Genomic DNA, 13160 nt, shown 5'->3' on the forward strand with positions numbered 1-13160 from the left:
TGGCGAGAAAAACAAACGCCGGCGGGAAATCGCCGGCGGACAGGATATCGCTGCTTTTTTATGTTTAAATGGTGACACTGTCACTTATCAGGTGACGCCGAGATAGGCATTTCTCACCTCCGGGTTATTCAACAATTCCCTGCCCGTTCCGGTTAATTGAATCTGACCATTCACCATGACGTAGGCGCGATCGGACAACTTCAGCGCATGATGCGCATTTTGTTCCACCAGAAACAGCGTCATGCCCTGCTGCGTCAGCTCCCGCAGGATCTGGAATATCTGTTTGACCACCAGCGGCGCCAGTCCAAGGCTGGGCTCATCCAGCAGTAACAGTTTTGGCCGGCTCATCAATGCCCGGGCAATGGCCAGCATCTGCTGTTCGCCCCCCGATAACGTCATGGCGCGTTGCGCCCGTCGCTCTTCAAGACGCGGAAAAAGCTGATACATTCGCGCTTTGTCCTCATTCTGATAGCGGCTGCCTACGGGAATTGTCCCCATCAGCAGGTTTTCCTCCACCGTCATATCGGCAAAAATTCGCCGCCCTTCCGGCGCCTGGGCAATACCGTTACTGGCAATAAAATGGGTAGATCGTCGGCTGATATCCTCGCCGCGATAGCGAATTTCTCCTGCAGCGATGCGTGGCTGGCCAAAAATGGACATTAACAGCGTGGACTTCCCGGCGCCGTTGGCGCCGATTAGCGCCACCGTCTCCCCTTCATTAACCGTTAAGGAGACCTGTTTCAACGCCTGGATTTGACCATAGAACACATCAACCTGACGAAATTCAAGCAACGGTTGGCTCATTCGGCAAGCTCCTCTTCATCCGTTCCGAGATAGGCCGCGATCACGCTGGTATTCGACTGAATCTCCTTCGGTTCGCCGCGGGCGATCACGTCGCCATGATCGAGCACGATCACGTGATCGGAAATCTCCATCACCATTCCCATATCGTGTTCAATCAAGAGTACCGTCACGCCGTGATACTGGCGCAGGAAGCGGATAATCTTGCTCAGCGCCTGAGTCTCCACGGGATTCAGCCCCGCCGCCGGCTCATCCAGACAGATCATCTCTGGCCCGGTACACATCGCGCGGGCAATCTCCAGCCGCCGCTGCTGCCCGTAGGAGAGCGTTCCCGCCAGCAGGTTAGCGCAATCCGCCATCCCGACCACCTCCAGCCAGTAAAAGGCCCGATCCAGCGCCCGGTTTTCGGCATTTCGATACCCGCGGGTATTTAAGATCCCGGCGAGTAAATTACGGTTTACCTGCATGTGCTGGGCCACCAGCAGATTTTCAATTACCGACATCTCACGAAACAGCCGGATATTCTGAAAGGTTCGTGCCAGCCCCGCCCGGTTAACCAGATGCGTCCCACCGAACATTTTGTAATACAGCCGCGATCCCAGCGCGGCTGGATGAAGAAAATCCGTCGGATGAAGCTTCTGTCCCAGAACCTGAATCACGTCGGTGATCCGCGAACGGGCATCTAGCCTGATCGCCCCGCCGGTTGCACGATAAAACCCGGTCAGACAGTTAAATACCGTGGTTTTCCCCGCGCCATTAGGGCCAATCAGCGCGGTAATTGACCCTCTTTTGACCTCAAGATTGACATCATTGAGCGCTTTAATGCCGCCAAAATGCATCATCAGATGCTCAACCTGCAAAATAGTGTCATTCATGGCGCCACTCCCTTCCGTACCGCTACCCCCGTACGACTGGTACGCACCAGCCCACGCGGCCGCCAGATCATCATCAGCACCATTAATACGCCAAACAGCAGCACCCGATATTCGTCGAACCCCCTGAGCAGTTCCGGGGCCACCGTCAGGACAAACGCGGCCAGCACCACGCCCAGCGTCGAGCCCATTCCGCCCAACACCACGATGGCCAGAATCAACGCCGACTCAAAAAAGGTAAACGAGGTCGGGTTAACAAACCCTTGATAGGTGGCAAAAAAGACCCCGGCAATTCCTGCCGTGGAGGCTCCCAGCATAAACGCCGAGAGCTTCACCAGCACATGGTTGAGCCCCATAGCCCTGCAGGCTATCTCATCTTCACGCAGCGCCTCCCACGCGCGCCCGATAGGCATTCGCGTCAGCCGGTGCTTAATAAACAGCACCAGCAGGACCACCAGACAAAGCACGGCGTAGATAAAGATAAATTTGAGGTTGGGGTTATAGCTGATGTGCAGAAACTCGTGGATGGGCACCCCGCCGTCTTTGGCCCGCCGGCCAAACTCGAGGCCGAACAGCGTCGGCGCCGGGACGGAAACCCCATTCGGTCCGCCGGTAAAACTGACCCAGTTATTCAGCACCAGGCGGATAATTTCGCCAAACCCGAGGGTGACAATCGCCAGATAATCGCCATGCATTCGCAGCACCGGAAATCCCAGCAGCGCACCGGCCAACGCCGCCATAATGGCACCTGCCGGCAGCATTGCCCAGAATCCCAGCCCCAGATACTGATAACCCAACGCCAGCCCGTAGGCACCAATAGCATAAAAGGCCACATAGCCCAGATCGAGCAGGCCCGCCAGACCGACTACAATATTCAGCCCCAGTCCCAGCAGGACATAAATCAGCCCGAGAATGGCGACCGTCAGCAGATATTTCGTGGCGACGATCGGGAACAGGATTGCGAGGAGCGCCAGCAGCGGAATCACCCAGCGCAGCCGCGAACGATAACCGGCGGGTCTCACGTATACGCCATCATTCGTTCCTTCAAAACGGGCGAGAAACTGGCGACCGCTGCGACTTTGCAGCAGCAGACTGAGCAGCAGTCGCCCAATCATCACGATGCCAACCAGTATCAACACCCGCTGGGTTGACAGATTGTAACTGTAACCTTTAAGCACAATGCCCACGATCGGGCCAAATACAATCAGCGCGCACAATCCGGCCAGGATGCTGTCGATCAGGCAGCGCCTGATCGACAGCCCTGGCTTACGGGACACTTCAGCCATGTTTGACCCCTTAAACCTTAGCAACCATCGGGCGACCCAACAGCCCTTGCGGGCGGAAAATAAGGATCGCCACCAGCAGCGCGAAGGAAAAAACATCTTTGTAATCCGAGTTCACCAGCCCGGCGAACTGCGCTTCGGCCACCCCCAGCAGTAAACCGCCGAGCATCGCGCCGGGTAGCGAGCCGATCCCCCCCAGCACGGCGGCAGTAAAAGCTTTGATGCCGATGATAAAACCGATATAGAAATCAAAGGTGCCGTAGTTCATGGTCACCAGCACGCCAGCCAGACCGGCCATCGCCGCGCCAATGACGAAAACCAGCGAGATCACCCGATCGGTATTAATTCCAAGGATTGCGGCCATTCGCCGATCCTGCTGCGTCGCCCGGCAGATGCGCCCGAGCCGGGTATGCTGAATGATCCAGGTCAGGACGATCATGCCCACCAGCGCGGCGACAAGGATAAATATTTTGGTCCAGGTGATTTGCACGATGCCGTCGCCAACCTCAAAACGCAGGACGCCGGAGAGCAGCGTCGGGATCCCCTGTTGATTGGGCCCCTGGCTGATTTGTACGTAGTTCTGCAGGATAAGCGACATACCGATAGCCGAAATCAGCGGCGCCAGGCGGGTGGAGTTGCGCAACGGCCGGTAGGCGATACGTTCGATAGTCCAGCCGTAGACGCCGGTCACCACAATGGTGAAGACCAGCGTGCCGAAGATCAGCAAAGGAAAAGAGTGAATCCCAAAACCGGAGAGCAGCGCCAGCCCGATAGCGCACAGATAGGCCGAAATCATATACACCTCGCCGTGCGCGAAGTTAATCATGCCGATGATGCCGTACACCATGGTATAGCCGATGGCGATTAATCCATATACGGCGCCCAGCGTCAGCCCATTGATCAATTGTTGTAGAAAGAACGCTTCCATAGACACCATCCTGCCGGTAAACGGGCAGCGAACAGCCTGGCGCACCGCCGCTGCCTTTTCGCGAATAGCCCCTTGCGAAGGGGCGGAAAGTTCTGGCGGTTAAAGCTGGTGATATTTGCCTTTATCATCCCACTTATAAACCACGTAATCGGATACCTTCAGATCGCCCTTGCCATCCCAGGCTTTTTTGCCCATCACGGTATCGACGCTGTGGTTTTTCAGCCATTCGCTGGCTTTGGTGTTATCGGCTCCAACGGCATTATAGGCTGCGGCGATCGCCTGGATCGACGCGTAGGCATACAGGGTATAGCCTTCCGGTTCGAAACCGCTGGCGCGGAATTTTTCAATCACGGCTTTCCCTTCCGCAATGGTGCGCGGATCCTGACCGAAGGTCATCAGCACGCCGTCAGTGAACTGCGGGCCGCCGGCAGCGGTCACCAGCTCTTCCGTCACAATACAATCGCCGGAGAAGAATTTCGCCTGTACCCCCTGTTCTCTCATCTGACGAACCAGCGGGCCGGCTTCCGGATGGCAGCCGCCGAAATAGACCACATCAGGCTTCAGCGCACCAATTTTGGTCACCAGCGCGTTGAAGTCCTTCTCGCCCCGGGACAGCCCCTCGTACAGCACCTCTTTCGTCCCGCGTTTCGCCAGCGCGGCGCGGGTGGCATCCGCCAGCCCCTGGCCATAGGTATCTTTATCGTGGATCACGGCGATTTTTTTCGCCTTCAGCACATCCAGCATATAGTTCGCCGCAATAGCCCCCTGCTGGTCGTCACGACCGCACATGCGGAACATATCTTTCATACCGCGTTCGGTGATTTGCGGGTTCGTCGAGCCCGGGGTGATCGTCAGAATACCGGCCTCATCATAGACTTCGGAGGCCGGCATGGTGGATGACGAACAGAAATGCCCCACCACGGCAGAGACACCGGACTCATCGACCAGACGGTTCGCCACCGCGACAGCCTGTTTGGGTTCGCAGGCATCGTCCCCCTGAACCAGCACAATTTTTTCGCCTTTGATTCCTCCCGCCGCATTAATATCCGCCGCCGCCTGCGAGGCCCCTTTCCAGTACTGGGCGCCATAAGTCGCATTCGGCCCGGTAAACGGTCCGGCAACACCAATCTTCACATCCGCCTGTGCGTAAAATGCCACGCTCATACAACCCGCAATCGCAAAATGAAGAGTCAACTTTTTAAGTTTCAGAGACATTCGATATTCCTCAGCGATTTATAGCCTTGCGCCCTGTTACGGCGCGGAAAATATCAATTACTGTTTGGTTTGCCGAAGGCTGACAATGTGCCGTCACGGCCGGGGTGGAAGAAGCAAAAATCCCGCCAGGGAGAAATGGCGCGTCAGATCGCTTAGTGATGGATGGCAATAACGCGTGATAACAACGTTACCGCCTCCGGCTGACGTGCATTTCAGTACGAGTCAGGAGGTCTGTTGCCATCACGTGGCGAGTCGGGAACTGCGGCGTCCATATCGACCAGCGAGCTAAACATAGTTGCTCTTTTCACTCGTTGCGCACTGCCCTGGTGCAAAAGTGCGAAAATGATCATGAGAGTGAATAATTTTGTTGCGGTATTGTGAACAATATAACAAGACGCGCGAGAAGCGGCGCGTTAACAGGGATTCCGCGCTATGGACGCATAGCCCACTCTTATGATTTCCATCGTGCCGGCTGACCTCATCTGACGGCAAAAGGCGGCGATAACGACCCGACGCTGTTGCGGCGTCGTTCGCCGCCGCGCCCGCCCAGCCCACATAACAACAGGTCAGACGCGGGGAGAATACACACACTGATTGACTTGAATCCGAATCGTAGGAGAATGCATCTTCACGCAACGGCCTATAACGATGACGAATATGATTTTCTGCTCTCGTAGCGTCCCTGTTTTCGCTAAAGTCACCCTGTCCGCCGCGGCCGTGGCCGCCGCGCTGTTGTTGGTGAGCTGTTCCGGTAAACCGCCCGCCTCTCTGGTGACTCCGCTTCCTCCGGCGCTGAAACAGCCCCATTTACCCAAAACCCATGAACCGGTACGCGGCGTCTGGCTGACAACGGTATCTCGCCTTGACTGGCCGCCTGTCGACTCGGTGACGACTGGCGACCCTGCGGTTCGGATCCGTCAGCAGCAGAAAGCGTTGACCGATAAACTGGATAAACTGCAAAGCCTCGGCATCAATACCGTCTTCTTCCAGGTCAAGCCGGATGGCACCGCGCTGTGGCCGTCAAAAATTTTGCCGTGGTCCGATATGCTGACCGGCCACATCGGCCAGGATCCGGGCTACGATCCGCTCCAGTTTATGCTCGATGAAGCCCACAAACGCGGTATGCGGGTCCATGCCTGGTTTAACCCCTATCGCGTCTCTGTGAACACCCGGCCAAAAACCGTCAGCGAACTCAACGGAACCCTGTCGCAGATCCCCTCCAGCGTCTTCGTGCTGCATCGCGACTGGATCCGTACCGCCGGCGACCGCTTTGTCCTCGACCCGGGGATTCCGGAAGTCCGCGACTGGATAACCAGCATCGTTGCCGAAGTGGTGGAACACTACCCGGTTGACGGCGTGCAGTTTGACGATTACTTCTACACCGAATCGCCGGGTTCCGCGCTGAACGACACCCAGACCTACCGGAAATATGGGCAAGGATATGCCTCAAAGGCGGACTGGCGGCGACACAATACCCAGCAGCTGATTGCCCAGGTGTCACGCACCATCAAGCAGCTTAATCCCGATGTTGAGTTCGGCGTCAGTCCTGCGGGCGTCTGGCGTAACCGGTCACACGATCCGGCAGGATCCGACACCCGCGGCGCGGCCGCCTATGATGAGTCTTACGCCGATACCCGCAGCTGGGTTCAGCAGGGGCTCCTTGACTACATCGCCCCTCAGCTGTACTGGCCCTTTGCCCGTGATGCGGCCCGCTATGATGTGCTTGCTAAATGGTGGGCCGACGTGGTGAAACCGACCGGTACCCGGCTGTATATCGGCGTGGCGCTGTATAAAATTGGCGAGCCGTCGAAAAATGAGCCCGACTGGATGGTCAACGGCGGCGTTCCGGAGCTGAAGAAACAGCTGGATTTGAACGAATCGATGCCGCAAATCCAGGGGACGATCCTGTTTCGCGAGAACTATCTCAACCAGCCGCAGACCCGGCAGGCGGTGAACTACCTGAAAAGCCGCTGGGGAAGTCGCGTCGGGCCCTCGCTCAGCCCGACGGAGACGCCGCCATTGCGTTCTGCAAGCGTGAATGGACCCACAGTAAGCGATCGGTGATCGCCTCATATACCGGTTGTGAAAAGTCAGGCGGTAAAGTCCCCTTTACCGCCTCAACCGCGCGGGGAACGTTATCGACAAAATAGCGCAGAATCTCCAGCATCTGCTGCTGGGCAAACCCTACCTCTTTAGCCGTAGCGAGAAAGTGACGCGGATAGAGCGTCTGGATCTCCGTTTTACGTCCTTTACTGGCCTTCAGACTCATCGACAGCTTGAGATCGCTCAGGTGCAGTCCCTTTCCGCCAAGCAGCGGAAACGCGGAGATAATGTCGTAGAACGGGGTTAAGCGGTAGCTGCCGCCCGGCTGGAGGAATATCGAGAAGTTTTTGGCGTGGCCATCGGTTGCGCCAATCAGCCACTGGAAAACCATAAACTTCATAAAGTTATAGCGATCCTCGAGTGCCTCGCTGGAGCCAACCAGAAAAGCCATAATTGCCCGAATGCCCGGCCCGCCGTCGGACTCATACTTAATCGATGACGGAATGCCGAAGGCCTGACACAGATCTTCCTGCGGCAAACGCAGCAGCACCGTTTTCTCCTGCGCCCAGCGACGGTCGAAACGCTCCACCGCCAGCGCCCTGATACTGGCTGTCTGGATAATGCTGGCGGGCGGAACGGCAAAACCCAGCGCCCGGGCCAGCGCCAGACACAAATATTCGTTATCGACGCTTTCGCTGAGATCCAGCACCGCATCCGGCTGTTTGATCTCGCCGATAGGCAGTTTAATGATGTGGGTGGTCGGCGTGGTACCCGTCGGGATACACCACTGCTCGCCGATTTTCAGCAGCGCGGTTTTCTCCTGGGCCCCGGCCACCGAGATCCTGAAATCATCGTGTTCGTTGACCATTCCGAGCGGTATATCCGACTGGTAGGCCGTCAGTAACGCATCCAGAGCGTGGTTATCCAGCGGCTCCCAGCTCAACGCACCGCGGGGCGCATTTTCTCCCGGCGGGAGTAACGTTACCGCCCCGACGCTGTCCCGTCCGATCTCGGCCAGCAGATCAAACGGCTGCTTTGAACGCGCCTGATAGCGCTTAACAATGCGGTCCCGTACCCGCGGACTGTCCGGCAGCAGATTGTCAAAGTAGTTAAATACCGCCTCGTCGGTGATGTTACCGTACTGCAGCGGAAGCGACAGTGAGAGCGGTCTGGCGCGCGGATTGCGCATCCACGCCTCTTCATAGCGAAAGAGATGTGCGCCGTTCGCCTGCTTGATTAGCTCGCCGACCCGCTCATTGTTCATCCATGTCACGAGAGTCGCCATTACCACTCCAGATCCCGCGGGTTATCACGGTTATCGTCGGTATCCGGCGCATTTTTTTCGCAAATCGCCATCGACAGTTCCAGTGACTGTAAAATTTTAAACACCGTGGTTAACGTCGTTTTCTCGGGATGATTTTCAAAGTTAGAGACGGTGGCCTGTTTAATCCCCATACGCTGAGCCAGCTCGCTCTGCGTCCACTGGTTTTTCTGGCGCACCAGCTTGAGATAGTTTGCCAGCTGAACCGGGCTGTATATCGTTGGTGAAGGGCTCATCGGGTTTCCTTATCCTCTTCTGCGGATAAAACACTGTTTATACCCTGTCAGGGATAATGTCAACCGGATTGCTCGCCGCTGTCCGCCATTTATCCCCACTAAAGGATAAACATAAAAATATCCCCTTATGGGGATATTTTGGGTGTTTTGGGCTTAGTCAGACGAGCTGCATGAGAGGAAAGCGCGGAACCGGACGGCGGGCTTAGCCGTCGACCAGCTCATCGTAGAAGGTCCGCAGACGCGAACGAAGATAGAGAACGGCTTTATGTTTGCGCGAGAGCAGCGCCTGCTCGCTGGCCCCGCACTCTTCAGCCAGCTCCTTGTAGCTGTAGCCTTGCAGTTCGGTCTTCTCAAAGACTTCGCGCTGGGCGGTCGGCAGTTCGGACAGCGCCTGATTCAGCGCCTCCCAGAGCAGCGCTTTCAGATACTCCTCTTCCGGCGTTTGAGGTACGCCAAACAGCGTCTCTGAGAGCTCATCCTCCGGCAGACTGTCGTCCGGGCTCACATAGCCCGCCAAGGGCAGCTCACGCTTTTTACGCGCCCGGTCGGTCATCTCGTTACGTGCCGCACGAAACAGCCAGGCCGCCACGTTCTCCACCGGCTGTTCCACGGTCATCAGCTGACAGGTGACTTCCTGCAGGATATCATCCGCATCATCGCGCACCGGCGTCCGACCGCGGATAAACGCGCTCAGCCGTGAGCGGCAGGCGTTGATTGCCGATAGCAACAGCGACTCCCCGCCTGGCCCTGTTTTCATCTGACTCACTCGTCTGGCGTCGTTTTGACCGCGTCGTTCTGCGGCGGGGTTTTCTCCTCCCGGCGTTCGTGCCAGCCGCAATGCCCGCGCGGGTCGCGAGAAGCGCGATGGTGGAAGCGCTGAATAAACTCTTCGCGCTGTTCCGGGCTCATCTTCATCCAGCGTTCGTGCATCCGGCGACGCATCCCGAACATGCCGGGGCGAAAGCCCAGACCGCCAAACAGAATGCGCGACAGTGCCAGAATACCTAACGCCTGCCAGAAACCGATACTCTTGACGCCAAGAATGGCCGGCAGCAGCGCATTCCACAGCGACATCACCAGCAGCCCAAGAATCGCGATCAGCACCACGCCGATAATCAGCGGTTTAGCCATTCGATGATGACCAAACCGGCGATCGCGCGCATAGCCGTGCATTCCAAAATCTCTCATCAGTGTGACCTCATTAACGTAGTGAAAAGTAACCTTGTGCTGAGGTAGACGAATGAGCGGCGGGAATATTGCTAAAAAAATAAAAAAAAAGCGGCAAGTTGCACAGTTCGATGCGCAGTCAGAACAAACGCGACTAAAAACTCATTGCTAAACCGACGCCGTAGCCCCGGGTATTATCCCCGAACATATAGCGGGCGACGAGACGCGTGCGGCTGATGAACACGGGATACTGGCTGCTGTCGAGCTCCAGCCCAACTCCCAGCGAACTAAGACCGTTAAACCCAAGCTGCCCGCGCTGATCGCCCAGATACTCGGTATGCGCGCCTTCCAGCACGTAGCGCACCGGGCTTTTCAACAGCGTCCAGTCGGAAATGGGCGCCCGACGACGCAGATACAGCCCCAGGTTTTCGGCGCTGGACTGTCCGCTGACGGCTTCCGGCGTGCTGCCAAAGGTTTGCAGGCTCATGCCGGAATAGCGCAGTTCAACATCGATATCCTGCTCTTTGGAGAACAGTTCGTAATCCAGCATCAGCGAACCACCGAGCCCGTATGCATTAAGCCGTCCACCGTCAAGAAATTTAAAGTCCGCATCCCGCTTATGCTCAATCAACCGGCTGCCGATCCGCACGTCGCTGGCCATGGTCCCCAGCATAAAGTTAAAAATGGGCCGCAGGACCAGCGTACCGCCCCACTTATCGGTATACAGATTAAAGTCCCAGCCGATGCCGCCGGTCCCGGTCAGGCTGTTCCACTTCGCCGGAATAGTGCGGCTGTCATCGCCGTTGCTCAGGACAAACTGCGGATCGTAGCGGCTGTAGCCCAGCGTTCCCTCTAAATAGATCGGATAACGTTTACTCAGGGTCGCCCCGCCGCCGAACTGGGTAATCGACAGCTGATTTTTCTCATTGGTGCCGGAGCCGATATTGAGGTCGCTGGCGGTGACGTCGGGGACGACGGTGTAGCTCATCAGCATCAGCACGGCATCGGCGCGCTGTTTTAAATGGCTACCGTCAAGAGCCAGACAGGCCGGACTGACCAGCAACAGGGCAGCAGACAGAGTGCAGGCACGTGGCAAAGAAACCATCATTTCTTATTTGAAACCTCACCCGGAGATCAAAGGGTTACCCGAAAGCCTGGGCTGACAATGAAATACTGACCTGACGAAAAACAGCGGATCGGTATGATAATTCAGTATAGCGATAGTTTTGCATCCCTCCTGGCGAGCCAACGCGCGGATTGACGTATTTTCTGCCGGCCCCTGGTCGTCCGCGCGCTCAGCCGATCGTTGCAAGGCACAGATTCAGGCGTTTTTTACCGCCAGCCAGACCGTGCGCCCGCCGCAGCACGGGTCGTTGACAACATGCTTCAGTAATTCAAAACCGTGGGTTTCCAGCAGCAGGCGATACGCTTCCGGCGCCAGGCTGGCATGATAGAGCTCGTCCCCCTCAAACCGCCCGATAGCTTCCCCATCGTGGGTCCCGCTGGTGAACATCAGCGGCGCGTGCGGACGGGCATGGGCCGCAAAGCGGGCAAACATCGCGCGCTGGGCGTCACGGGTCAGATGGAAGAAGCTGTCCCACGCCAGCAGCGCGTCAAACTGCTGCCCCAGCGCCAGGGTGCGCATATCTGCCACCATCCACTGTTGTTGCGCAAAGTCCCGGCGGCAGCGGGCAATCATCGTCGGGGAGGCGTCGATGCCGGTCACCCGATATCCCCGGCGGATAAAGTAGGCGGCGACAGGCGTGCCGTTACCGCAGCCAATATCGAGAATATGACCGTCGGGTCTCACCCGCGCAAGAAACGTATCCAGCCAGGGTTGTTCAAACAAGTGGGTTGAACGCAGTTCCGCCCAGCGTCGGGCATGGCGCTCATACAGATCGATGATCTCCTCAGCGCACGGATTATCCGGGGGAGAAGGTTCCGGGGATTGCATACGTTCGTACTCCAGGTGTTTAATATTTTTCGACCAGATGAAGTTTTACCTGGTTTCGCCCTTCTTTCTTCGCGGCATACAGCGCTTTATCGACGCGATTAAACAGCTGATCGATCTCTTCACCCTCTTGATGTTCCGCGACGCCGATACTGACCGTCACCGTACCGGCATGCTCGGGGAGATGATAACAGCTGACCGCGTGGCGAATCGCTTCTGCCATCGCCAGCGCCGGTGCGATTGACGCGCCGGGGAGAAATAATAAAAATTCTTCCCCTCCCCAGCGATAGATCTTGTCCTGAATTTTGGCAGCGGATTCAAGAATTCGGGAAATCGCCAGCAGCACCTCATCGCCTTTTTGGTGTCCGTAGCTATCATTAATCGCTTTAAAATTATCGACATCCACCAGCAGCAGGCAAAAACCGCCTGAATGAAATAATGAAGAATCAACAATACGATAAAACTCGCGTCGGTTAAGTAATCCGGTTAAAGGATCGTGAGTGGCGGCAAATTCAAGTTCTTCCTTCAGATGCACTTCTTCAGTAATGTCATGAACAATACACAGCATCAACCGTATATGGTTCAGCACCACCGGTCCGGCATAGGTCTGAACGTAGCGGAGAGAACCATCGGACAGAATATGGGTAAAATTAAGCGGCTTGTGGCCGCCGGGTAAGCTTGCCACGCTGCGCATCACGGGTAGCACGTCCCTTCCCAGAGTATTGATTTGCCAGGTATGGCGAGTGCGCATCTCATCGGCCGTATAGTTATAAAACCGCAGCGCGGCGATATTAGCATCAATAATTCGCCCGTCCTGTTCAGGGTCAATCAACAGCATCGGGGCAGAACTGGTCATAAAGAATCGCGAAAAGAAACTATTGCTGCGCCGTTTGTAAGGGTGCGCGGGGAGCGCCTTAAACGAGTCATTTTGCTGCAGGATCTTTGCCGCTTCAAAAAGAATTAATGTGTCATATTCTGCGGATTTAATCAGGGTGGTTTTACAATAAACCGGACTCAGACCTTCCGGGGTTTGAATCGTCCACACTTCGAATACTTCAGCAATATTTTTGAAGTAGTACAGATAATTCTGCAGGCTGCGTTCCGGGCAGCTGGAGAGCGTACCTTTGCGCATTTCATCCAGCGACATCGCTCCGCTGAGGGTTCTGGAAGCCTGATTACAATAGACGACTGCTTCTTTAAAAGGATGAACCACCCAAACAGGGGTGCTTAATAAATCAAAAATCATTAACTCTTTTAATAACATGCAGCCCTCCAGCGAACAGGCACCACGCTTCTGAACAACGCGCTCATCGCCAATATGGCCCAACGGCGTAGGCTAATAA

At 56.3% G+C, this 13160-nt stretch carries 13 protein-coding genes; 1 reads left to right on the forward strand and 12 read right to left on the reverse strand.

All coding sequences use genetic code 11. The features are described from left to right. Positions 1-87: 87 nt before the first annotated feature. From Q1L34_RS13450 to Q1L34_RS13470, 5 genes are all read right to left on the reverse strand, one after another. The gene (locus tag Q1L34_RS13450; protein WP_004861956.1) at positions 88-804 is read right to left on the reverse strand and encodes an ABC transporter ATP-binding protein; all 717 of its coding nucleotides are present in this window, start codon (positions 802-804) and stop codon (positions 88-90) included. Next, complete coding sequence (locus tag Q1L34_RS13455; RefSeq protein WP_015584331.1) at positions 801-1676, reverse strand: ABC transporter ATP-binding protein; 876 nt, start codon at positions 1674-1676, stop codon at positions 801-803. The genes Q1L34_RS13450 and Q1L34_RS13455 overlap by 4 nt, the downstream gene beginning before the upstream one ends. Then, positions 1673-2959: a high-affinity branched-chain amino acid ABC transporter permease LivM gene (gene livM / locus Q1L34_RS13460; RefSeq protein ID WP_069475942.1), complete on the reverse strand. Its 1287-nt coding sequence runs from the start codon at positions 2957-2959 to the stop codon at positions 1673-1675. The genes Q1L34_RS13455 and livM overlap by 4 nt, the downstream gene beginning before the upstream one ends. 10 nt (positions 2960-2969) lie before the next feature. Beyond that, on the reverse strand, positions 2970-3884 hold the full coding sequence (locus Q1L34_RS13465) for an ABC transporter permease subunit (RefSeq protein WP_015584333.1): 915 nt from the start codon (positions 3882-3884) through the stop codon (positions 2970-2972). A gap of 99 nt (positions 3885-3983) precedes the next feature. Further along, positions 3984-5042, reverse strand: coding sequence for a branched-chain amino acid ABC transporter substrate-binding protein (locus Q1L34_RS13470; protein WP_162180097.1), 1059 nt, complete (start codon positions 5040-5042; stop codon positions 3984-3986). A 714-nt stretch (positions 5043-5756) separates the two neighbouring features. Between Q1L34_RS13470 and Q1L34_RS13475 the strand changes: the two genes are divergently transcribed. Continuing rightward, positions 5757-7163: a glycoside hydrolase family 10-like protein gene (locus tag Q1L34_RS13475; RefSeq protein WP_015584334.1), complete on the forward strand. Its 1407-nt coding sequence runs from the start codon at positions 5757-5759 to the stop codon at positions 7161-7163. Here Q1L34_RS13475 and Q1L34_RS13480 read toward each other — a convergent pair. The 7 genes from Q1L34_RS13480 to Q1L34_RS13510 form a co-directional block, all read right to left on the reverse strand. Next, positions 7096-8427, reverse strand: a complete 1332-nt coding sequence (locus tag Q1L34_RS13480) for a type II toxin-antitoxin system HipA family toxin (RefSeq protein ID WP_015584335.1) — start codon at positions 8425-8427, stop codon at positions 7096-7098. The genes Q1L34_RS13475 and Q1L34_RS13480 overlap by 68 nt on opposite strands. Continuing rightward, on the reverse strand, positions 8427-8699 hold the full coding sequence (gene hipB / locus Q1L34_RS13485) for a type II toxin-antitoxin system antitoxin HipB (protein WP_032717448.1): 273 nt from the start codon (positions 8697-8699) through the stop codon (positions 8427-8429). Before hipB ends, Q1L34_RS13480 begins: the two co-directional genes overlap by 1 nt. A gap of 202 nt (positions 8700-8901) precedes the next feature. Further along, positions 8902-9456, reverse strand: a complete 555-nt coding sequence (locus Q1L34_RS13490; RefSeq protein ID WP_004861926.1) for an RNA polymerase sigma factor — start codon at positions 9454-9456, stop codon at positions 8902-8904. 5 nt (positions 9457-9461) lie between these two features. After that, complete coding sequence (locus Q1L34_RS13495; RefSeq protein WP_032724724.1) at positions 9462-9887, reverse strand: hypothetical protein; 426 nt, start codon at positions 9885-9887, stop codon at positions 9462-9464. A 133-nt stretch (positions 9888-10020) separates the two neighbouring features. After that, positions 10021-10974 (reverse strand): hypothetical protein, encoded by a 954-nt coding sequence (locus Q1L34_RS13500; RefSeq protein ID WP_004861921.1) that lies wholly within the window; start codon positions 10972-10974, stop codon positions 10021-10023. Positions 10975-11187: 213 nt separating this feature from the next. Further along, positions 11188-11820, reverse strand: coding sequence for a class I SAM-dependent DNA methyltransferase (locus Q1L34_RS13505; protein WP_048023555.1), 633 nt, complete (start codon positions 11818-11820; stop codon positions 11188-11190). Positions 11821-11839: 19 nt separating this feature from the next. After that, on the reverse strand, positions 11840-13081 hold the full coding sequence (locus tag Q1L34_RS13510) for a GGDEF domain-containing protein (RefSeq protein ID WP_004861912.1): 1242 nt from the start codon (positions 13079-13081) through the stop codon (positions 11840-11842). Positions 13082-13160 lie beyond the last annotated feature (79 nt).

This window comes from Klebsiella ornithinolytica (genome assembly GCF_030505655.1).
Classification (GTDB): domain Bacteria; phylum Pseudomonadota; class Gammaproteobacteria; order Enterobacterales; family Enterobacteriaceae; genus Klebsiella; species Klebsiella ornithinolytica.

Coding starts and splice junctions, on each gene's coding strand:
- Q1L34_RS13450 (WP_004861956.1), bottom strand. CDS start 804: ATGAGCCAACCGTTGCTTGAATTTCGTCAGGTTGATGTGTTCTATGGT.
- Q1L34_RS13455 (WP_015584331.1), bottom strand. CDS start 1,676: ATGAATGACACTATTTTGCAGGTTGAGCATCTGATGATGCATTTTGGC.
- livM (WP_069475942.1), bottom strand. CDS start 2,959: ATGGCTGAAGTGTCCCGTAAGCCAGGGCTGTCGATCAGGCGCTGCCTG.
- Q1L34_RS13465 (WP_015584333.1), bottom strand. CDS start 3,884: ATGGAAGCGTTCTTTCTACAACAATTGATCAATGGGCTGACGCTGGGC.
- Q1L34_RS13475 (WP_015584334.1), top strand. CDS start 5,757: ATGATTTTCTGCTCTCGTAGCGTCCCTGTTTTCGCTAAAGTCACCCTG.
- Q1L34_RS13480 (WP_015584335.1), bottom strand. CDS start 8,427: ATGGCGACTCTCGTGACATGGATGAACAATGAGCGGGTCGGCGAGCTA.
- hipB (WP_032717448.1), bottom strand. CDS start 8,699: ATGAGCCCTTCACCAACGATATACAGCCCGGTTCAGCTGGCAAACTAT.
- Q1L34_RS13490 (WP_004861926.1), bottom strand. CDS start 9,456: ATGAAAACAGGGCCAGGCGGGGAGTCGCTGTTGCTATCGGCAATCAAC.
- Q1L34_RS13495 (WP_032724724.1), bottom strand. CDS start 9,887: ATGAGAGATTTTGGAATGCACGGCTATGCGCGCGATCGCCGGTTTGGT.
- Q1L34_RS13500 (WP_004861921.1), bottom strand. CDS start 10,974: ATGATGGTTTCTTTGCCACGTGCCTGCACTCTGTCTGCTGCCCTGTTG.
- Q1L34_RS13505 (WP_048023555.1), bottom strand. CDS start 11,820: ATGCAATCCCCGGAACCTTCTCCCCCGGATAATCCGTGCGCTGAGGAG.
- Q1L34_RS13510 (WP_004861912.1), bottom strand. CDS start 13,081: ATGTTATTAAAAGAGTTAATGATTTTTGATTTATTAAGCACCCCTGTT.